This is a genomic window from Fictibacillus solisalsi, assembly GCF_900103485.1.
Lineage (GTDB): Bacteria > Bacillota > Bacilli > Bacillales > Fictibacillaceae > Fictibacillus_C > Fictibacillus_C solisalsi.
Genome location: NZ_FNHW01000001.1, coordinates 1,354,601 through 1,374,431 on the forward strand (window position 1 = coordinate 1,354,601; position 19,831 = coordinate 1,374,431).

The window sequence follows — 19,831 nt, forward strand, 5'->3', positions numbered from 1 at the left end:
AATTGCTGGGATTCATAGTAAATAGCGGAGATCGATCTAAATATTTAGAAAATTCAGTTGACAAGAGGTTGGAAATCCAATAGATTTGTAATAACAACATAACAAATAAAAGGAAGGAGGAAAATGTTATGACCTATGATGTATTGGTAGAAGGCATCATTTCCACGGATGTTATTTTTTCATCTATTCCTAAAATGCCAAATCCTGGAGAAGAGGTCTATTGCGGGTCGTTTGATTTTACCTGCGGTGCAGCCTATAACACAGCAGTATCTCTTTCAAGACTGGGGCTGAAGGTGGCAGTGATCGGCCCAATTGGCAATGACTTTCTCAGTCAGTTTATGAAAGAGAGTTTGGAGGCGGAAGGCGTTTCCACCTCTCTCATGTTACAAGTTGATCAACCTCTGCGTTGTTTATCTGTTTGCATCAATTATGGCGGAGACCGATCGTTTCTCTCTTTTCAGGACAGCGTTGAAAAACTAAACCTTGCTGATTATGCATGTTCTGTAATTGAAAAGACAGAAGCAAAGGTCTTACATACTTCGGCAGGAAGAGGTAAAAAAGGGGTCATTGAAAGGGCCAAAACCAAAGGAATGTTAATCTCTTTGGATGTCGGCTGGGATGAGGAATGGCTGAAGGACGACCAATTGAGTGAGTTCCTGAAAATGGCAGACATCTTTACACCAAACCAAAAAGAGGCAGAAACCATAACAGGAATAATGAATCCTTATGAAGCCATTGAAAAGCTGGGTAAGCATAACACCTCCGTCGTTATTAAACTGGGAGAGCACGGTGCATTGATGCGACAAAATCATACCATCAAAAAAATAGCGGGTTATCAATGCGAGGCCATTGATACAACAGGGGCTGGAGATGTTTTCTCTGCTGGCCTGTTGGCAGGGATACTAAAGGGATGGTCTTTAGAGGATTCGGTAAAATTGGGCAATTACTGCGGCAGCTGCTCTGTGCAAAGTTTGGGAGGAGCAACCAGCAGTCCAAGCTGGCAACAAGTACAAAAGGTTTTTTTGGAACCTATAAAATAAAACAGGAGGATGAATCATGAAACTGACCATATTAGGCGGAGCCGGGATGAGGACTCCCTTATTAATTGAAGGCTTGTTTAAACAAAATGATCTTTATTTTAAAGAAGTTACCCTCTTTGATGTTGATGAGGAAAGGTTGTCTGTTATGGGAAGCATTTCTCAATTTCTCGTGGACAAATACCACGGAGATTTTACTCTTTCATTTACCACGAATATTAGAGAAGCGGTACGAGGTGCGGATTTTATTTTTTCCGCTATTCGTGTGGGTCAGGAAGAAGGACGCGTTCTTGATGAACAAATTGCTCTAAAGTATCGAGTGCTCGGTCAGGAAACCACAGGACCAGGGGGATTTGCCATGGGACTGCGGACGATTCCCGTCATGCTGGACTACTCCAGAATTATCAACGAGGAAGCACCGGAAGCATGGCTTCTGAATTTTACCAACCCGGCTGGTTTGATGGCCCAAGCCCTCACTACATATGGAAAACATAAAAAAGTAATCGGAATTTGCGATGCGCATGCCGGGATTAAAAATTCGCTGTGCAAGTTTTTAAAGGTGCCTCACACTGACTTGCAAGTTACTTATTTTGGATTAAACCACCTGGGCTGGGTTCCTTCTGTCTATGAGAAAGGTGTGGACCGGCTTCCTGAAATCCTTGATCGTTATGAACACCTATCCCGTATTTCGCACACTTTCCGTTTCTTTGAACCGGAACTGATCCGTAACATGGGGATGCTGCCCAACGAATATTTGTATTACTTTTATTATGCAGATCAGGCAGTAACGAACATTTTGCAATCGAATCAAACGAGAGGCGAGCAAATTGTTCAGTTAAACCGCCCGCTTCTTGAAAGAGTGTCCGAACTTGTCCAGCAGGGCCGCGTGGAAGAAGCCTGGGCTGATTATAAAGGAACACTTGATGCGCGGGGCAGCACGTACATGTCGAGGGAAACGACCGGTCAAATCCATGATGTCCACGAAGATGAAGAAACCGTTGATCTCTCCTTTGAAGAAGAAGGCTATGAAGGTTTGGCCCTCAACATCATCCGCAGTATTGCAAACAACAAACAGCAAATCTTAACGCTAAACGTGCCAAACAATGGGACAATCAGTCAGCTGCATGACGATGACGTGGTGGAAGTTCCTTGTCTTGTAAATAAAAATGGGTATTTTCCAATTACTATTGGCGATGTTCCTGATTTTGCTCTTTCATTAATCCATCCGGTAAAAACGTACGAGCGATTCGCCGTGGAATGTGCAGTAAAGGGAGATTATCAAGCGGGGGTAAATGCCTTGACTGTTCATCCTCTTGTCCCTTCATTTACCTCAGCAAAGGCAATGATGGATGATTATCTGGCGGCTCACCAAGAGCATCTGCCTCAATTCAGGGATAAGAATATTAACGTTTAATATGAGCTTACGAGTTTTCCAGCAAGAATCCAAAAAAAGTTTAAAGGGAGGGTCTGCATTTGAAAAAAGGGAAGGTGCTTTTTCTTTTAATCTTGATTTTTTCTTTATTGGCCGGTTGTAATGCTGCTCCGACAACAAGCGGAAAGAAAAACGAGGCAAAGAGTGAAAAGTTGAGCTGGAATAACAAAAAAGACCTCAAAGGAGAAGAAATCACCTTATTGTGGGTGAATACAGACGGTGCTAATGGGCCGAGAGGAAAAATATTAAAAGAGTTTACCAAAGACACAGGAATCAAAGTGAAGGAAATAGCGGTGGATTACAACTCTCTTTACAACAAGATCACTACCGCTGTTCTCTCCAATTCGGCCGACATCGATTTGGCAGAAATGGATACGATTTGGGCCGGTCAGTTCATGGAAGGTGGGATTGCCTATGATCTGGCGGATGCTGTACCGAAAGACGTTCAGAAAAAATATACGCAATCGTCCCTGAGCTCTGTCATGTACAAAGATCATCTGGTCGCTGTTCCATTTTTTTCCAGCACAAAGCATTTCTACTGGAATAAAGAGCTTCTTGCAAAAGCGGGATATAATGCTCCTCCAAAAACGTGGGAGGAATTTCGGGAAATGTCTAAAAAACTGACGAAGAATGGTGTATATGGTTCTGCCTGGTCATGGAAACAAGCGGAGGGATTAAACTGTGACTTTGTCAGCCTCGTATATGGGTTTGGCGGTAAATTTTTTGATGAAAATGGAGCACCTGTTTTTAATAAAGGCGGTGGTTTGAAAGCGCTTCAATTTATGGTGGATCTCACTCAAAAGGATAATACCGTTGATCCGGCAAGCTTGCAATGGAGTGAGGATGATGTAAAAAATGCATTTTCCACAGGAAAGATCGCCATGATGACGAACTGGGAAGGTATGTATCCCGATTTAAATGATCCATCCAAATCCAAAGTAGTTGATAAAACCGATGTGGGACTAATGCCGGGAAATGGGGACGTGAAATCGGCTGCAGTTACAGGTTCTGAGGGCATTTCTTTAATGAAAGACAGTAAACATAAGCAAGCTGCCCTGGAATTCTTAAAATGGATGAGCACCAAGAAGTTTCAACTCCCATTGTTTAAGAATGACGGAATGTATCCCACAACGGAAGGGTTATATGACGATCCAGACTTAAAGGCGGCGGACAAAACAAAAACTGTGGACAAAGTCATGAAGCAGTTTGAATATGGACAAAACCGTCCAAATGCACCTGGTTACGTGGAGTGGGCGGATATATTATCCGCTGAAATCCATGAAGCACTGTTAGGGAAAAAATCTCCGAAAGAAGCATTGGATACCGCAGCAAAAAAAATTGAGAAAGCGATTGAAGAGTCGAAATAATGATCAGGAAGCGGTTAGGCACTAACCGCTTCTTCTTTCGAAGGAGGATCGAGATGGAAAAACCGGCTGGTAAGTCAGCGAAATTCAGGCTTATGGGTAAAAAACAGAGTAAAGATCTATTTTTTGCTGTAATACTGTTGTTACCCACCTTCTACATACTCTTTAAAACCTTTCTATTTCCCATCTATCAATCGCTGGTCTGGAGTATGTATAAGTATCACATGCTGGATGGTTCCGATGTGGTATTTGTGGGTTTTAGTAATTTTACAGCATTGTTCAAGAACCATGATTTCTGGACGGCAACATATTTTACCGGTTACTTTACTGTCCTCTCCACTGCAGCGGAATTGGTACTTGGCTTGTTTAGTGCCTTGCTGCTCAATCAAATGTTCAGGGGAAGAGTATTTTTCCGGATGATTATCATCATTCCCTGGGCGATGCTGACCCTCGTAAACGGTTTGCTGTGGAAATGGATTTTTCAGCCGGGGAACGGGTCGTTTACGATTATTCTAAAGAAAATTCATGTACTTAGCGCAAGTGAAAACCCATTATGGCTGGCTGACGCCCATCATATTATTAATTCCGTGGTGGTTGCCGATGTCTGGAAAATGACCCCGTTTATGACCTTATTACTGTTGGCCGGACTTCAGGCAATCCCTTCGACACTTTATGAAGCCGCAATGATGGATGGCGCTGGATTCTGGAAAAAACTTCGGTATGTGACCATTCCACAGTTGTTTCCCATCCTGATGATTGCTGTTGTGCTTCGTACCATTGCGGCATTTCGCGTTTATGACATCCTGACCGTTTTCACAGGAGACCCAACCACTTCTATTTCCTACCTGACCTTCAACAAGGCATTCCGTTACTTTTATCTGGGTGAAGCTTCTGCCATGGCATGGGTTTCAACGGCTATCATTCTCGTATTTATTGTCTTGTATATTCGCATGTTAAAGAAAAATTCCCATGAGGTATAAAAGGAGGGATACCCATGTTTGAACCAACGATTGAACAGAGAACCGTCAAAAATGAGGTGGCAACGGTCAAAGGAAAATCCAGGTTGTTTAAGGTGAAAAGCACTGATCTGATTCCTCCCTTTTATTTGTGGTGCGGCTTAATCCTGCTTGCACTATTTACTTTGGCTCCTTTTGTCTATTTGTTTACGTCTTCCATCAGTAAGACCGAAGAGCTGCTTAGCGGTCATTTGGTTCCTCACTCTCCCACACTGGAAAACTATTATCGCCTTTTTACTGGTAATGGGGCTGCCGAATTTATTGCAGCCATGAAAAACAGTATCATAGTTTCCCTTGGCACCACTGTGTTTACACTAGCTTTGGCCATTTTTGCATCGTATGCCTTTTCCAAAGTGGTATTTCCGTTTCGAAATTCTGCTTTATTTACAGTGCTGGCGATGCAGCTGTTGCCGTCCATCTCGATCATCGCTCCGCTCTATGTCATGATGAGAAATGGAATTACTGTTGCCATACCATTCACCAATGTTATTTTGCTTCATACGCCTCCTCTCCTGGATACGGTTTGGTCGTTAATTATTTCCTATACGACCTTTTCACTGCCGTTTGCCATCTGGATCATGACCGGCTACTTTCAAACCATCCCTAAAGCATTGGAGGAAGCTGCGATTATCGATGGGTGTTCACGTATGGGAAGCTTGTTCCGGATCATCATTCCCCTTGCCATGCCCGGGATTGCGGCAACCGCTATTTTTACGCTGCTGTTGGCTTGGGATGAATTTATGTTTGCGAGTGCGTTCACTCAATCCTTTGCTTCCAAAACATTGCCGATCGCTATCCGTGAGTTTATTGGAAAGCACAACATTGATTGGGGACTTATGACGGCTGGGGGTTTTATCGCCTCGCTGCCGCCGGTTCTGGTATCCGTATTTCTTTATAAGTATATTGTCGGTGGCCTTGCAGGTGGAGGTGTGAAGGAATAATGACACACATTTTGATGGGGATTGATGGAGGCGGAAGCAAAACACATGCGGTTATAGCCGATCAGTCCGGTAACCTTCTTGGGAAGGGATTTTCAGGATGCTCCAACTACCAGGTGAACGGGATTGAGCAAGCGTTCGCCAATATTCAGGAAGCGGTTACAACCGCGATGCAGGAGGCCCGGCTTTCAAGCACTGATCTTTCTTTTGTGCAGTACGGGCTGGCAGGCGCTGATCGTGAAATAGATATCCGAACGTTGAAATCAAAGCTTGCAACCCTGCCTTTTAACAAATGGGACCTGGTATGTGACACCATGGAAGGCTTGCGGCTCGGGAGTCATTCCAATACCGGAGTCGTTTTAGTAGCAGGGAGCGGTACAAATGCAGCTGGAAGAAATGAGGAAGGGAATGTGGTCCAAACTGGAGGTTTTGGATATCTCTATGGTGATGGACAGATAGGGGGGAATGCACTCGCGGCAGAAGCATTCAGATCTGCGGTGCGTTCCTGGGAACTTCGGGACATTCCCTCAAGCTTAACCGATCGGATCCCCCGCTATCTCGGATTTCATACGATGGAAGAAATGTGGAATCAATTCTTGGATGACGGGGTAACGAGAGTCGACGGCAGACTGGCGATTGTTCTACATCAGGCCGCAATGGACGGGGATCTGCTTTCGATCCGGATATTACAAAACGCCGGCATCGAGTTGGGCATAGCAGCAAACTCCGTGATCAAGAGACTCGGGAACTTGCCTGTCCCTATTCCCATCGTTCTAACAGGCAGTGTGCTGCAAAAGGGGAAGAATCCTGTAGTGTTGGACGCATTAAGAAAGACGATCGAGAATGAGGGGCACGAAATCGAATTGATTATTCCACATAAGGATCCGGTTTTTGGAGCGGTTTTACTGGCATTTGACCACCTTCATTTGCCGGTTAGCATTGAAATTTTAAACCGATTGGAAGAAGGGTGGATACGTCATGAAAAATGGGCTTAAAGTAGCGGTGATCGGCGGTGGGTCTTCGTATACGCCTGAATTAATTGAAGGCTTTATCGAACGGCATGAAGAGTTTCCTGTACAGGAACTTTTTCTGGTGGATATCAATGAGGGAAAAGAAAAACTTGAAACTATAGGAGAATTAGCACGGAGGATGATTCAAAAAGGCGGCGTTCCCATTCATCTTACGTTAACGTTTGATAGGGAGGAAGCAATCAAAGGAGCTGACTTTGTCATCACACAGCTCCGCATAGGAATGCTCGAGGCAAGATCGAGGGATGAGAGAATTCCCCTCCGTTATCAATGCATTGGCCAGGAAACCACCGGGGCCGGAGGTTTTGCTAAAGCCCTGCGGACCATTCCGGTGATCCTTGATATCTGTCGGGATATTGCAAAATATGCTCCCGAAGCTTTTTTGATTAACTTTACAAACCCAGCAGGTGTTGTAACAGAAGCGGTAAATAAATATTCAACAGTAAAAGTGATCGGGCTTTGCAACCTGCCGATCAACACCAGAAAACAGCTTGCTGAATACTTTAATGTGGAATCCGGCGAAATTGAGATAGAAATGGCAGGAATTAATCATTTAAATTGGACGACAAAAATTCGGGTAAAAAACAAAGATGTTACTGACAGTTTCCTGAATGGAGAAGCAGACCTGAAAGGCTTTAACATGAATAATATTCCTGATCTCGAATGGAATCGTGATTTTTTGCGGGCACTGGGAGCCCTTCCTTGCGGTTATCATCGCTATTATTATAAAGAAGATGAGGTTTTGAAACATCAATTAGAGCAATTGCAGGAGACTGGAACCAGAGCGGATGAGGTAAAAAAGGTGGAGGCCGCTTTGTTTAAACGCTATCAGGATCCCAATCTGTCCATCAAACCGCCGGAACTCGCTCAAAGAGGAGGCGCATTCTATTCCGAAGCGGCGGTTAATATCATGTCCTCCATCTATAACAATAAGAAAGATATTCAGACCGTAAATGTGCAGAATAATGGGATCCTATCCTGTCTTCCTGAGACCGCTTCTATTGAAGTCAATTGCATGATTGACCGGCAGGGTGCTCATCCCATTCAACTTACTACCAAAATCGATGCAAGAATCCGCGGATTGCTGCAAATGGTAAAAGCTTACGAAGAATTAACCATTGAAGCTGCAGTTCACGGAGACTATTCCATGGGACTGCTCGCCTTGACTACGCATCCGCTGGTGAAGAGTGCTTCTGTTGCTGAAAAAATACTTCAAGACATTTTGGATGAAAATAAGACCTTTTTGCCGCAGTTTTTTTCAAAAAGCAAAACGGTATAAGCAACCACTAAAGGAACTGGGAGAAACCTCTCAGTTCCTTTGTTGCATGTGAAGAAGTAACCATGTATCGGTAAAAACCTAAATTTTAAAGTATTTTAAATTTTTCGATAAATTTATTGAAAAGTAAGATTTGGAATGGTTTAATAAAGCTATATATTTCAGTTAATATTTTTTTAAGCTATAGATGAAACGGCGTTTCTTATTACGAAACAATTGGAGGTGGAGTGAATTGCTCGAGACAGTATCTCTGTCGGATTTAACCTCGATTTTATCCCAAGAGCAAATCATGATTGAGGAAGAGAATAACCATCCCCATCCCTTGGGTAATGGTGGGTACATCACCGTTTTTCCTGAAACCGAAGAAGAAATTCAGGGCATTTTACAATATGCCGGTGACCATGGAAAAAAGATAACGATTCAGGGTGGAGGAACAAAAAGGGGATTTGGAGGACAAACTGAAAAAGCTGATATTTTGCTTTCGTTATCGAAATACAAAGGGATTGTTGAACATACGGTTGGCAATATGACAATCACGGTGAAAGCAGGAACTACTTTTCAGGAGTTGCAAACGTACCTGGCTGCGCACCGGCAGCGTGTTTCCCTTGATCCGGCTTGGCCTGAATATGCCACGATTGGCGGAATTATCAACTCGAATGAAAGCGGTCCCAAACGGCTTGGTTATGGTTCCTCACGCGATGTAGTCATTGGATTGCGTGTCGTTTACCCTGAGGGCTCGATCATACGGTTGGGGGGAAAGGTCGTAAAAAATGTGGCCGGTTATGATATGAACAAACTGTTTATTGGATCCATGGGTACGCTGGCCGTTATGTCTGAAGTGATTCTCAAACTGCGTCCGCTTGCGAAGTATGAAAGCTTAATGCTCTTGTCCTTCCCGGATGGAAATTTAGAGGCGGTTCGGCTGTTTGCCACGACTCTTTTGGAATCCATGATGGAACCTGTCACTCTCGAGCTGTTAACACCAGCTCTCTCGGAAAAACTGACCGGTCAACGGGTTTATACGTTGGCGATGAGTTTCGAGGATGTAGAGAGCGCGGTGCATTATCAGGAGGAATTCGTCAAAAGCATTTCTCCTGCACAAGTTCAATTGGACATCTTGCCCCAAGAAAAAGCACAAGCATTTTGGGATCACTTTTATATTCTCAAACCGAATGGAGCCTTACTTTCCACCGACACTAAAACAGCAGCAACTGTCAAAATCGGCGTGACCAACCTTGACGTGCTTCATGTTTTAAAGGAAAGCACCCTCTTGCAGGACAGCCACAATCTGGTGGTTCAGGGGCACGGCGGACTAGGGCATGGCTTGTGTCAAGTGACATTGAAAGGAGCAAGCGATGATATCCTGAGTGCTATTGCTTATTTGCGGCAATTTGTAGAACAGTTTAACGGTTATCTTATCGTGACACATTTACCTTACGTTCTCCGGCAGCAGGTCAGTGTGTGGGGCAATCCACCTTCCTATTTTTATCTGCTGGAAGGAATTAAAGCCAAAGTAGACCCTAAGAGAATTCTCAATGACAAACGTTTTGTGGGAGGGATCTAAGCGTGGGCACAAGGGAAAGCGATGTGAAGGAACACCAGGCATGTACTACCATAAGTCTGAGCAATTATCATTGGAGTGATCCCCCTGACGAAAATAAATGGGCGGATTGTGTGCATTGCGGGATGTGTCTGGAATCATGTCCCACTTATGAACTCACCGGCCAGGAGCAACATTCTCCCCGAGGGCGGGTTCATCTCATCAAATCTGTCGCCGAAGGAAAAATTGAGGTCAATGAGCAGTTTATGGATCCTGTTTTTGCCTGCCTGGACTGCCGTGCATGTACAACCGCCTGTCCGGCGGATGTGGATGTCGGGGGACTGATCGAAGAGGCACGGGGACAAATTCGCCAAGCTATACCATTAACAGGGTACAGAAAAACTGTCAGCAATTTCTTCCTGCATCGTCTGTTTCCCCATCAGAACCGTTTGAACACCGTTGGCGGGTTATTAAAATTTTATCAAAAGAGCGGGATGCAAAAAGTCGTCCGGAAAACTGGACTGTTAAAGATAATGCCTGACCATCTGGCAGAGATGGAAGGAATCATGCCGGAACTGACACAACCCGTACGAAAAAAATACAAGAATCAAAATGTGATTAAGGCAAAAGGCAAAACCAAGCATGAGGTTGCCTTGTTAACGGGGTGTGTTATGGATGTGATGTTCAGTGACATTAATGAGGCTACAATTAACGTTCTTACCCGAAACGGTAATGATGTGGTCATTCCTCAAAACCAAACATGCTGTGGCGCTCTGCATGTTCACGCGGGTGACCGGGAAATGGGAAGAAAGCTTGCCAAACAGAATATCGAAGCGTTTAACGATGCAAAAAAAATCATTGTTAACGCTGCGGGATGTGGCTGCATGATGAAGGAATATGCAGAATTGTTCCGTGAAGAGCCCGAATGGCACGAAAAAGCGCTGTCGTTTTCCGCCAAGGTGGAAGACGTATCAAAATATCTTCATGACACGGGGTATGAACAGCCACAGGCTGAAATAAAAACCCGTATCACCTATCATGATGCCTGCCATTTAGCACATGGGCAAGGAGTGCGTCAGGAGCCTCGAAACATTTTGCTTGATATCCCTGGCGTTGAAATGGTCCATATGCCAAACGCAGACCGCTGCTGCGGAAGTGCTGGAATCTATAATATTACCAATCCGGAAATGGCGGGAGCTGTGCTGGAAAGCAAGATGGAGAATGTACCGGATGACGTGGAGATGATTTCGATGGGAAACCCCGGCTGCATGCTTCAAATGGCGATGGGCGTCCAAAAATATGGACGTAATCAAAAAATTGTTCACACCGTTCAACTGCTCGACTGGGCCTACAAGAAAGAAGATGGCTTAAGGGGGCAGGAATAATGGGACTAAAGGGACTGAAAACAAAAGATAAACACATTAAGAATCTGGCAAAAATCGTGGGCGACCGTTCAATTCTACACCATAAAGAGGATTTGCTGGCATATGACTGCGACGGATTTACAATCCACAAGTATTTGCCAAAAGCAGTTGTTTTTCCTAAAGACACACTTGAAGTTTCCCGTCTTGTCAGCTATTGCTCAGACAACCGGCTGCCTTTTCTAGCTCGCGGCGCAGGCACAGGTTTGAGCGGCGGAGCCATCCCGGTCAACGGAGAAGTGGTCATCAGTCTGGTCAAAATGAAAAAGCTGCTGAGTGTAGATTACGAGAATAAAAGAGCGGTGGTCGAACCCGGTTTTGTCAACCTGAAGCTAACCAACTCTATCTCAGATAAAGGGTATTACTATGCACCTGATCCATCCAGCCAGTATTGCTGTACGATTGGCGGGAATGTGGCAGAAAATGCGGGAGGCGCTCATTGTCTAAAATATGGGGTGACCACAAATCATATTTTGGGACTGGAAGTGGTTTTGCCAAACGGCGAAATCATTGAAATCGGCAATAACGGGATTCCTGATTCACCTGGGTATGATCTCCTCGGATTGATTACAGGCTCGGAAGGAACGCTCGGGATCGTGACAAAAATCACCGTCAGGATTCTGAAAAACCCCGAAGCCAAACAGACCGTGCTTGCCTATTTTGATGACGTTTCAGACGGTAGTCATGCGGTATCGGACATCATCTCTGCCGGTATTGTTCCTGCTGCGCTTGAAATGATGGATAAAACAGCCATTGAAGGGGTGGAGTCCGCAGCCTTTCCTGTGGGACACCCGAGAGATATTAAGGCGCTGCTGCTCATTGAAGTAGATGGCATTGCTGCAGGGATTGATGAGCAAATCAGCCAGATTCTCGACGTCTGTAAAAACCGGAATGTCCGTGAAGTAAAAGTCGCCCAAGATGAAGCAGAACGGGCAAGATGGTGGGCGAACCGCAAGACAGGATTCGGGGCTATGGGTGCCATCTCCCCCGACTATTTGGTACAAGACGGGGTCATCCCTCGCAGCCGGCTGCCGGAAGTGTTAAACAGAATTAACCAGATCAGTGAAGAATCCGGTCTCCGCATCGCCAATATTTTTCATGCAGGGGACGGAAATCTGCATCCGCTCGTTCTTTTTGATGCAAGAATTCCGGGGCAAACGGAATTGGCCCTTTCAGCCGGCAGTGCGTGTTTGCAAGCTTGTGCAGATGTGGGTGGAACCATTACAGGAGAGCACGGCGTGGGAATTGAGAAGAGAGAAGAAATGCGTTTCGTGTTTACTGATGAAGAAATACAGGCCCAGACTGATATTCGAGAGGTGTTTAATCCAGAGAACTTGTTAAACGCCGGCAAGTTATTTCCGAGTCCTGGACGGTGTGCTGAAGTCAAAAAAGAGAGAAAAGAGGCAGCACTTTAAAATTGTGTAAATTTTTCAAAAACAATTGAAAGCGGTTTATATTTTGTGCTATTATTTTTTCAACATCATACAAAACAGCGTTTTGTAATAACAAACAGAAATAGTAAAAGGAGGAACAAGCGATGGAAAATTATGTTCAAAAAGGCGATTTGCAAGTTGCTCAAGAACTTTATGAGTTCATTCAATCTGAGGCGTTACCTGGAACTGGGTTGAATCCTGACACGTTCTGGTCGGAATTTGAAGGACTGATTCTGGACCTCACACCAAAAAACAGGGAATTATTAGCGCGCCGCGATGAAATTCAGGACCAGATTAATGGATGGCATCTGGACCATAAGGACCGGTTCGATTTTGAAGCGTATAAGGCCTTTTTACAGGAAATTGGTTATCTTGAACCCGAAGCAGAGGAGTTTGAAATTACAACTCAAGGAGTGGATGATGAGATTGCGATTCAAGCGGGACCGCAACTGGTGGTTCCAGTGAACAATGCCCGTTATGCAATCAACGCGGCCAATGCCCGATGGGGAAGCCTGTATGATGCGCTTTATGGAACGGATGCCATCAGTGAAGAAAACGGGGCGGAGCGAGGCGCCAGTTATAATCAGATACGAGGTGAAAAGGTCATTGCCTTTGGGAGAGAGTTTCTTAACCAAACCATTCCTTTAAAGGATGCTTCTCACGAAGATGCGGTTCAATATCGTGTGGTCGACGGGGAGTTATCCGTTACGCTACATACCGGGAATACCACAGGACTAATTGATTCATCGAAGTTTGCAGGTGTTCAGGGGACTTTAGAAAACCCAAGCTCCCTTTTGTTCAAGAACAACGATCTTCATTTTGAAATCCAGATTGACCGCAATCATCCTATAGGTAAAACCGATGACGCCGGCGTAAAAGACATCCTGATGGAAGCAGCTATTACCACGATTATGGATTGTGAAGATTCAGTTACCGCAGTTGATGCAGAGGATAAAGTGATTGTTTACCGAAACTGGCTCGGTCTTATGAAGGGAGATTTATCGGCTACCTTCCAAAAAGGAAGCAAATCCATGACACGTACCCTTAACGCTGACCGCCAATATACAACTCCTGCTGGAGAAGAATTCTCCTTGTCAGGGCGATCATTAATGTTTGTCCGCAATGTCGGCCACTTGATGACGAATAATGCCATTTTGGTTAACGGAGAGGAAATTCAGGAAGGGATTCTTGATGGAGTGATTACGAGCCTCTTGGCCAAACATTCTCTTCTCGGCAATGGCACCTATCAAAACTCTTCCAAAGGATCTGTCTACATTGTTAAGCCGAAAATGCATGGATCAGAGGAAGTCCGTTTTGCCAATGAGCTTCTCGATCGTGTGGAAAACATGCTGGGGCTCGAACGCAATACCATTAAAATCGGTGTAATGGATGAGGAACGCCGAACGTCCCTTAACCTAAAGGCATGCATCCGTGAAGTCAAAGACCGGATCGCTTTTATTAATACAGGATTTCTTGACCGAACCGGGGATGAAATCCATACATCAATGGAAGCCGGTCCAATGATCCGTAAAAGTGACATGAAATCATCTGCCTGGCTGCAAGGATATGAAAAGTCCAACGTCTATACAGGTCTGGAGACAGGCTTCCAGGGTAAGGCCCAGATAGGTAAAGGAATGTGGGCGATGCCTGACCTGATGGCAAATATGTTGAAGCAGAAGATTGGCCACCCAAAGGCAGGAGCAAATACAGCTTGGGTTCCGTCGCCTACGGCCGCTACTCTGCATGCCCTTCATTACCATCAAGTGGATGTTTCCAAGGTACAGGATGAATTAAAAAAAGTATCCGAAAATTTACGGGATGATATTTTGGAAATTCCGGTCGTGAACCATGCAGATTGGAGCGCTGAAGATATACAACAGGAATTAGACAACAATGCCCAAGGAATATTAGGCTATGTTGTCCGCTGGGTGGAACAGGGCGTGGGCTGTTCCAAAGTGCCCGATTACTACAATGTGGGGCTGATGGAAGACAGAGCGACTCTCAGAATCTCGAGCCAGCATATGGCGAACTGGCTGCACCACGGTATATGCACTAAAGAACAAGTAAGGGCGACGTTAGAGCGGATGGCCAAAGTGGTAGATGAACAAAACGCCGGAGATCCATCCTATCTCAGAATGTCCGATAACTATGACCATTCAGTTGCGTTTCAGGCAGCCTGCGATCTGGTCTTTAAAGGGTTTGAACAGCCAAATGGTTACACAGAACCTATCCTGCACAGCCGCCGTATTGAAGCAAAAGCCAAATATGCCATCAAGCAGTAGCAGATTACCTGCTCCCATCGGCTTTTTTAGAACGTAAAACTGGTAAAACAGTACTCTCACGGGTACGATCGTGAGAGTACTGTTCAACATTTCGTGAGGAGTTGAGAATATGCAAAACCTTAAGGAAAAATCGCTTGAACTTCACAAACAGTCCAAAGGAAAACTCAGTGTGGAGGTGAAGGTTTCCATTGAAAATGCAGATGACCTGAGTTTGGCTTATTCTCCGGGAGTTGCAGAGCCGTGTAAAGCCATTTACCAGGATCCGCAAAAAATTTACGATTATACGATCAAAGGAAATGTGGTTGCGGTCGTGTCGGATGGTTCAGCCGTATTGGGATTAGGGAACATCGGCGCACGTGCATCGATGCCGGTTATGGAAGGAAAAGCGGCGTTATTTAAGGCTTTTGCAGGAATAGATGCCTTTCCGATCTGTTTAAATACACAGGATGCAAACGAGATTATTCAAATTGTGAAATCATTAGAGCCGACATTCGGCGGGATTAATTTGGAGGATATTTCAGCTCCTAACTGTTTCATTATTGAAGAACGGCTGAAAAAAGAAATGGATATCCCTGTTTTTCATGATGACCAGCATGGAACAGCCATTGTTACGGCAGCCGGCTTAATAAATGCGCTGAAGGTCGTCAACAAACGGATTGAGGATACAAAAATCGTTGTAAATGGAGCCGGGGCAGCAGGAATTGCTGTAACGAAGCTGCTAATCAATATGGGTGTGAAAGATATTATTCTTTGTGATTCCAAAGGGGCGATTTATGAAGGGCGAGCCTATGGGATGAATACCATGAAAGATTGCATTTCTGTACTTACCAACAAAGAGAACGCAGAAGGAAGATTACAAGACGTCATTAAAGACGCCGACGTCTTTATCGGGGTTTCAGTGGCCGAGGCCGTAACGCAGGATATGGTAGAATCTATGGGCAAAGATCCAATTATTTTTGCCATGGCTAATCCTATTCCCGAAATTATGCCTGTGCTTGCCAAGGGAGCTGGTGCGGCGGTTGTTGGAACCGGACGTTCCGATCTCCCCAACCAGGTGAATAATGTACTGGCGTTTCCTGGTATTTTTAAAGGTGCCTTACAGGTCCTTGCTTCTGAAATTAATGAAGAAATGAAAATTGCAGCTGTTTATGCCATTGCCAACTTAATTACAACCGAAGAACTAAGCTATGACTATGTCGTTCCGCATGCCTTTGATAAGAGAGTCGTAGAAGCGGTTGCCAAAGCTGTAGCGGATGCTGCCATTTCTACAGGGGTAGCCCGGATCATTAATATGAAACAACCTTCCAATTACTGAGAGGAGTACCAGAATGCAATATACTAGATTTAAGGTTCAATCTTCTGTTTTAACAGGGGTTTTAACGGAAGACCATACCATCAAAGAAATCAAAGGTGATCTGTTTGGTGAATGGAAATATACAGGACAAACGTTTTCCGAAAAGGATGTTAAGTTTCTTGCTCCACTATCGCCAAACCAAGTCATTGGGATCGGCGCCAACTATGTGTCCAAGACAGACGAACTGCCAAGTGAGCTTCCGGAAATTCCGGTTTTCTTCTTTAAGCCAACCTCTTCGGTCATCGGACCTGAAGAAGATATCATCATACCGGACAATATTGAGCAGGTTAAGTTTGAATCAGAGCTTGCGATTGTCATTGGGAAAGAAGCAAAGAATGTCCCTGAAGAAGAGGTGCTTGAATATGTTTTCGGGTATACGGTGGGCAATGATGTGACCGCACCTCAATATTTCCATGAAGCCGGCCATTGGACCATTGGCAAATCATTTGATACCTTTACTCCACTAGGACCGGTCATTGAAACAGAACTTGATCCTTTCAATGTTACTGTAAAAGCAAAGCTAAACGATGTAGAAAAACAAAACAGTCACACGAATTTAATGATCATTCCCATTCGTAAAATGATTTCCTATCTTACCGGAGTCATGACGCTGAAACCGGGAGATGTGATCTTAACGGGCAGCCCTGTCGGCGCAGAATTTGTGGGAGCAGGCGATGTGATTGAATGCGAGATCAAGGGAATTGGCAAGCTTCGCAACACGTTCGTTGCCGCCAGAGAACGCATTAAAGCTTAAGTAGACCATCCGTGGCCCGGCGGCAGATATGCTATAATTTTCTTATACTTACAGATGAGGTGAAGGGTTTTGGAAAGAGAGAATATGGTGAAGTCCGTCAGCCGGGCACTGGATATCATTACTCTGGTTAGTTTGAAAAAAGGCGGAATGGGTGTTACTGAAATCGCAAAACAAATTGATATAAATAAAAGCTCTGTTTATCGAATCCTGTCCACTTTGGTGCTGTATGGCTATATTGAACAAGATCAAGAAACCGGGCGTTATAAGCTCGGATATAAATTTTTGGAAGTTAGTTCGAAGCTGCTTGAATCCATCGACCTTAGAGCGGAAGCAAAACCGTTTCTGCAAGAGCTGGAAGATGAAACAAATGAAGTCGTCCATCTTGTTGTCTTTGATCAAGGTGAGGTGGTCTATATTGAAAAATTGGACGGCAATGAAACTCTCCGTATGCATTCCAAGGTGGGAAAACGTGCCCCCATGCATTGTACTTCAGTAGGGAAAGCCATTCTTGCTTCACTGCCGGCCAGTGAGGTCGTGGAAATTCTCCAGCGTAAAGGAATGCCTCGTCATACAGACAAAACCATAACAGACAAAGATCTGTTTCTTGAAGAATTAAATCAAGTAAGACAGAGGGGCTATGCGCTTGATTTGGAAGAAAATGAAACGGGCATCACGTGTATTGCAGTCCCCATCTACGATCATTTGGGTATGGTCGTTGGTGCCGTCAGCATCTCTGGGCCGACCCTCCGTATGACCAATGAACGGCTGGAACAGCTTAAGCCCCGCATGCAGAAAATCAGCAAGCAGCTCTCTGCTCGGCTTGGGTATACGAACGAAGATTTTGTCCAGATGGAAAAGGGAAGTTAGTATTTTGATTGAGAATAAGGAAAAAAAGAAGGACGGGTTTTGATCAATCCGTCCTGTTATGTGCCTAATTTTTTAAATATACAGAAAATAAATTGACGTGATTTAATGAAAGCGGTTACAATAAATTTTGAAACTCATCTATTACGGCAGGAAAGGAGTATAAATAAACTACATTAAAACACTACTCTATTTTTATCCATCTCTCTATCATCGATGACCCCACCATTAGCCATTCCTTCAGTTTATGAATCAACTAAGTCGTTCCTTAGTGTTTTTTTATTTAAGAATTTCGAGAAACGTTGTTTTGTAATAACAAACAAAAAGAGGAGGTTTTTTGATGTCATGGAAACAAATCTATGATCCAATTGGAGATAGTATTGGCCTCTCTGCTCTCGTTGCTCTTATCCCTATTTTGTATTTATTGTGGGCGCTGGCAATAAAACGCATGAAAGGATACATAGCAGGATTGACTACATTGATTGTGGCTCTGCTTGTAGCTGTGCTGGTCTATGGCATGCCCGCAGGAATGGCCGCCATGTCCATTTTGCAGGGTGCTGTCTATGGACTGCTTCCCATTGGCTGGATTATCGTTGCATCGGTCTTTTTGTATAAGCTGTCGGTAAAAACGGGGCAGTTTGATATTATTCGAGACTCCATTGTTTCCATAACAGAGGACAGACGTTTGCAGGCACTATTAATCGCCTTTTCCTTTGGTGCCTTCCTGGAAGGGGCTGCGGGGTTTGGTGCACCGGTTGCAATTTCTGCCGCTCTGCTTGTAGGATTGGGTTTTAACCCTCTCTATGCAGCAGGTCTTTGTTTGCTTGCTAATACCGCTCCTGTAGCCTTTGGAGCCATTGGATCGCCAGTTATCGCGATTGAAGGACCAACGGGAATGTCGGCTATTGAGGTTTCGAAAGTGGTCGGCCGTCAGCTGCCTTTTTTATCGCTTTTCGTGCCGTTTTACCTCATCGTTATGATGGCAGGCTTCAAAAAGGCATTTGAAGTAATTCCTGCTATTCTCGTATCGGGGATCTCGTTTGCGGTCACACAGTTCCTTGTTTCCAATTATCTAGGACCGGAGCTTCCGGATATCATCTCAGCATTGGTATCCATTATCGCCTTAACCTTGTTCCTGAAAGTTTGGCAGCCCAAGACATCATTCCGTTTTAAGTCTGAAATGGGGCAGGCAGAAATGGCGGCAGGTAACGCGGAATCCATTCACGTGATTAAATCGGATGGTAAAAAAACCTACACCTTCCCGCAAATTTTAAAAGCCTGGTCACCGTTCATTGTATTAACAATCATCATTTCTGTTTGGGGCATACCGACCATAAAAAAGGCACTAATTGGGCAGTATGAAGGAACAAATACTCTGCTTCAGGGGTTGAATTCTCTTGGGCATTATCTCAGTTTTCATCCAGCCGTCCCCGGATTGAACAATTTAATCATCGACGGAAACGGCCAGCCCATTACGGCCATGTTTAAGTTAGAGCTATTGGCGGCAGCAGGAACGGCCATTTTAATCTCGGCCATTATTTCGAAGTTCATTCTAAAAATCGATTGGAAAAGCTGGTTTTCAACTTTTATTGAAACGCTGAACGAATTAAAGTTCGCCTTGGTAACCATTGCATCGGTTGTAGGGTTTGCCTATGTGGCCAATGCCTCGGGTATGAGTATTACGCTCGGCATGACACTAGCCGCTACAGGTTCTTTGTTCCCGTTTGTTTCTCCGATTCTTGGATGGTTAGGGGTATTTCTGACCGGTTCGGATACGTCCGCTAATTTATTATTTTCAAGTCTTCAAAAGATTACGGCAAACCAAGTGGGGATGGACCCCATCTTAGCGATTGCGGCAAACAGCAGCGGTGGGGTAACCGGGAAAATGATTTCACCTCAATCCATAGCGGTGGCGTGTGCGGCCGTGGGACTGGGAGGAAAAGAATCCGATCTGCTTCGCTTCACTATAAAACATAGCATCATCCTGCTTTTCATCATTTGCTGCATCACGTATTTGCAATCAACGGTATTTTCATGGATGCTGCCGTAGATTGACTCAATGAAAACAAACAGAAGCAGTGATCCAGATCGT

General features: G+C 44.6%; 15 protein-coding genes. All 15 read left to right on the forward strand.

The annotated features are described in order from the left end of the window. Positions 1-128 precede the first annotated feature (128 nt). The 15 genes from BLT53_RS06975 (at position 129) to BLT53_RS07045 (ending at position 19,789) form a co-directional block, all read left to right on the forward strand. On the forward strand, positions 129-1,040 hold the full coding sequence (locus BLT53_RS06975; protein WP_090233713.1) for a carbohydrate kinase family protein: 912 nt from the start codon (positions 129-131) through the stop codon (positions 1,038-1,040). Between the two features lie 16 nt (positions 1,041-1,056). Further along, a complete protein-coding gene (locus tag BLT53_RS06980; RefSeq protein WP_090233715.1) occupies positions 1,057-2,451 on the forward strand; it encodes a 6-phospho-beta-glucosidase in 1,395 nt (464 codons plus the stop codon). A 59-nt stretch (positions 2,452-2,510) separates the two neighbouring features. After that, the gene (locus tag BLT53_RS06985; RefSeq protein ID WP_170834260.1) at positions 2,511-3,836 is read left to right on the forward strand and encodes an extracellular solute-binding protein; all 1,326 of its coding nucleotides are present in this window, start codon (positions 2,511-2,513) and stop codon (positions 3,834-3,836) included. Between the two features lie 53 nt (positions 3,837-3,889). Then, positions 3,890-4,813, forward strand: coding sequence for a carbohydrate ABC transporter permease (locus tag BLT53_RS06990; RefSeq protein WP_170834261.1), 924 nt, complete (start codon positions 3,890-3,892; stop codon positions 4,811-4,813). Between the two features lie 14 nt (positions 4,814-4,827). Next, a complete protein-coding gene (locus tag BLT53_RS06995; protein ID WP_090233720.1) occupies positions 4,828-5,790 on the forward strand; it encodes a carbohydrate ABC transporter permease in 963 nt (320 codons plus the stop codon). Continuing rightward, positions 5,790-6,782: an N-acetylglucosamine kinase gene (locus BLT53_RS07000; protein WP_090233723.1), complete on the forward strand. Its 993-nt coding sequence runs from the start codon at positions 5,790-5,792 to the stop codon at positions 6,780-6,782. Before BLT53_RS06995 ends, BLT53_RS07000 begins: the two co-directional genes overlap by 1 nt. Continuing rightward, entirely contained in the window at positions 6,766-8,094 is a 1,329-nt protein-coding gene (locus BLT53_RS07005) for a 6-phospho-beta-glucosidase (RefSeq protein ID WP_090233725.1), read from the forward strand. The genes BLT53_RS07000 and BLT53_RS07005 overlap by 17 nt, the downstream gene beginning before the upstream one ends. Before the next feature lie 229 nt (positions 8,095-8,323). Next, positions 8,324-9,655 carry an FAD-binding oxidoreductase gene (locus tag BLT53_RS07010; RefSeq protein WP_425284659.1) on the forward strand — a complete coding sequence of 444 codons (1,332 nt, stop codon included), beginning with the start codon at positions 8,324-8,326 and terminating at the stop codon, positions 9,653-9,655. A gap of 2 nt (positions 9,656-9,657) precedes the next feature. Continuing rightward, on the forward strand, positions 9,658-11,016 hold the full coding sequence (locus tag BLT53_RS07015) for a (Fe-S)-binding protein (RefSeq protein ID WP_090233728.1): 1,359 nt from the start codon (positions 9,658-9,660) through the stop codon (positions 11,014-11,016). Then, on the forward strand, positions 11,016-12,467 hold the full coding sequence (locus BLT53_RS07020; protein WP_090233729.1) for an FAD-linked oxidase C-terminal domain-containing protein: 1,452 nt from the start codon (positions 11,016-11,018) through the stop codon (positions 12,465-12,467). Before BLT53_RS07015 ends, BLT53_RS07020 begins: the two co-directional genes overlap by 1 nt. A 122-nt stretch (positions 12,468-12,589) precedes the next feature. Beyond that, positions 12,590-14,767 (forward strand): malate synthase G, encoded by a 2,178-nt coding sequence (locus BLT53_RS07025; protein ID WP_090233731.1) that lies wholly within the window; start codon positions 12,590-12,592, stop codon positions 14,765-14,767. Positions 14,768-14,876: 109 nt separating this feature from the next. Further along, the gene (ystJ, locus tag BLT53_RS07030; protein ID WP_090233732.1) at positions 14,877-16,082 is read left to right on the forward strand and encodes an NADP-dependent malic enzyme; all 1,206 of its coding nucleotides are present in this window, start codon (positions 14,877-14,879) and stop codon (positions 16,080-16,082) included. A gap of 13 nt (positions 16,083-16,095) precedes the next feature. Continuing rightward, positions 16,096-16,875 (forward strand): fumarylacetoacetate hydrolase family protein, encoded by a 780-nt coding sequence (locus tag BLT53_RS07035; protein WP_090233734.1) that lies wholly within the window; start codon positions 16,096-16,098, stop codon positions 16,873-16,875. A 69-nt stretch (positions 16,876-16,944) separates the two neighbouring features. Further along, on the forward strand, positions 16,945-17,742 hold the full coding sequence (locus BLT53_RS07040) for an IclR family transcriptional regulator (protein ID WP_090233736.1): 798 nt from the start codon (positions 16,945-16,947) through the stop codon (positions 17,740-17,742). Positions 17,743-18,079: 337 nt separating this feature from the next. Beyond that, on the forward strand, positions 18,080-19,789 hold the full coding sequence (locus tag BLT53_RS07045) for an L-lactate permease (RefSeq protein ID WP_090233738.1): 1,710 nt from the start codon (positions 18,080-18,082) through the stop codon (positions 19,787-19,789). Positions 19,790-19,831 lie beyond the last annotated feature (42 nt).

Excerpts from the sequence above, each read along its gene's own strand:
- BLT53_RS06975 (WP_090233713.1), top strand. The coding sequence starts at position 129 with ATGACCTATGATGTATTGGTAGAAGGCATCATTTCCACGGATGTTATT.
- BLT53_RS06980 (WP_090233715.1), top strand. The coding sequence starts at position 1,057 with ATGAAACTGACCATATTAGGCGGAGCCGGGATGAGGACTCCCTTATTA.
- BLT53_RS06990 (WP_170834261.1), top strand. The coding sequence starts at position 3,890 with ATGGAAAAACCGGCTGGTAAGTCAGCGAAATTCAGGCTTATGGGTAAA.
- BLT53_RS06995 (WP_090233720.1), top strand. The coding sequence starts at position 4,828 with ATGTTTGAACCAACGATTGAACAGAGAACCGTCAAAAATGAGGTGGCA.
- BLT53_RS07000 (WP_090233723.1), top strand. The coding sequence starts at position 5,790 with ATGACACACATTTTGATGGGGATTGATGGAGGCGGAAGCAAAACACAT.
- BLT53_RS07005 (WP_090233725.1), top strand. The coding sequence starts at position 6,766 with ATGAAAAATGGGCTTAAAGTAGCGGTGATCGGCGGTGGGTCTTCGTAT.
- BLT53_RS07020 (WP_090233729.1), top strand. The coding sequence starts at position 11,016 with ATGGGACTAAAGGGACTGAAAACAAAAGATAAACACATTAAGAATCTG.
- BLT53_RS07025 (WP_090233731.1), top strand. The coding sequence starts at position 12,590 with ATGGAAAATTATGTTCAAAAAGGCGATTTGCAAGTTGCTCAAGAACTT.
- ystJ (WP_090233732.1), top strand. The coding sequence starts at position 14,877 with ATGCAAAACCTTAAGGAAAAATCGCTTGAACTTCACAAACAGTCCAAA.
- BLT53_RS07035 (WP_090233734.1), top strand. The coding sequence starts at position 16,096 with ATGCAATATACTAGATTTAAGGTTCAATCTTCTGTTTTAACAGGGGTT.
- BLT53_RS07045 (WP_090233738.1), top strand. The coding sequence starts at position 18,080 with ATGTCATGGAAACAAATCTATGATCCAATTGGAGATAGTATTGGCCTC.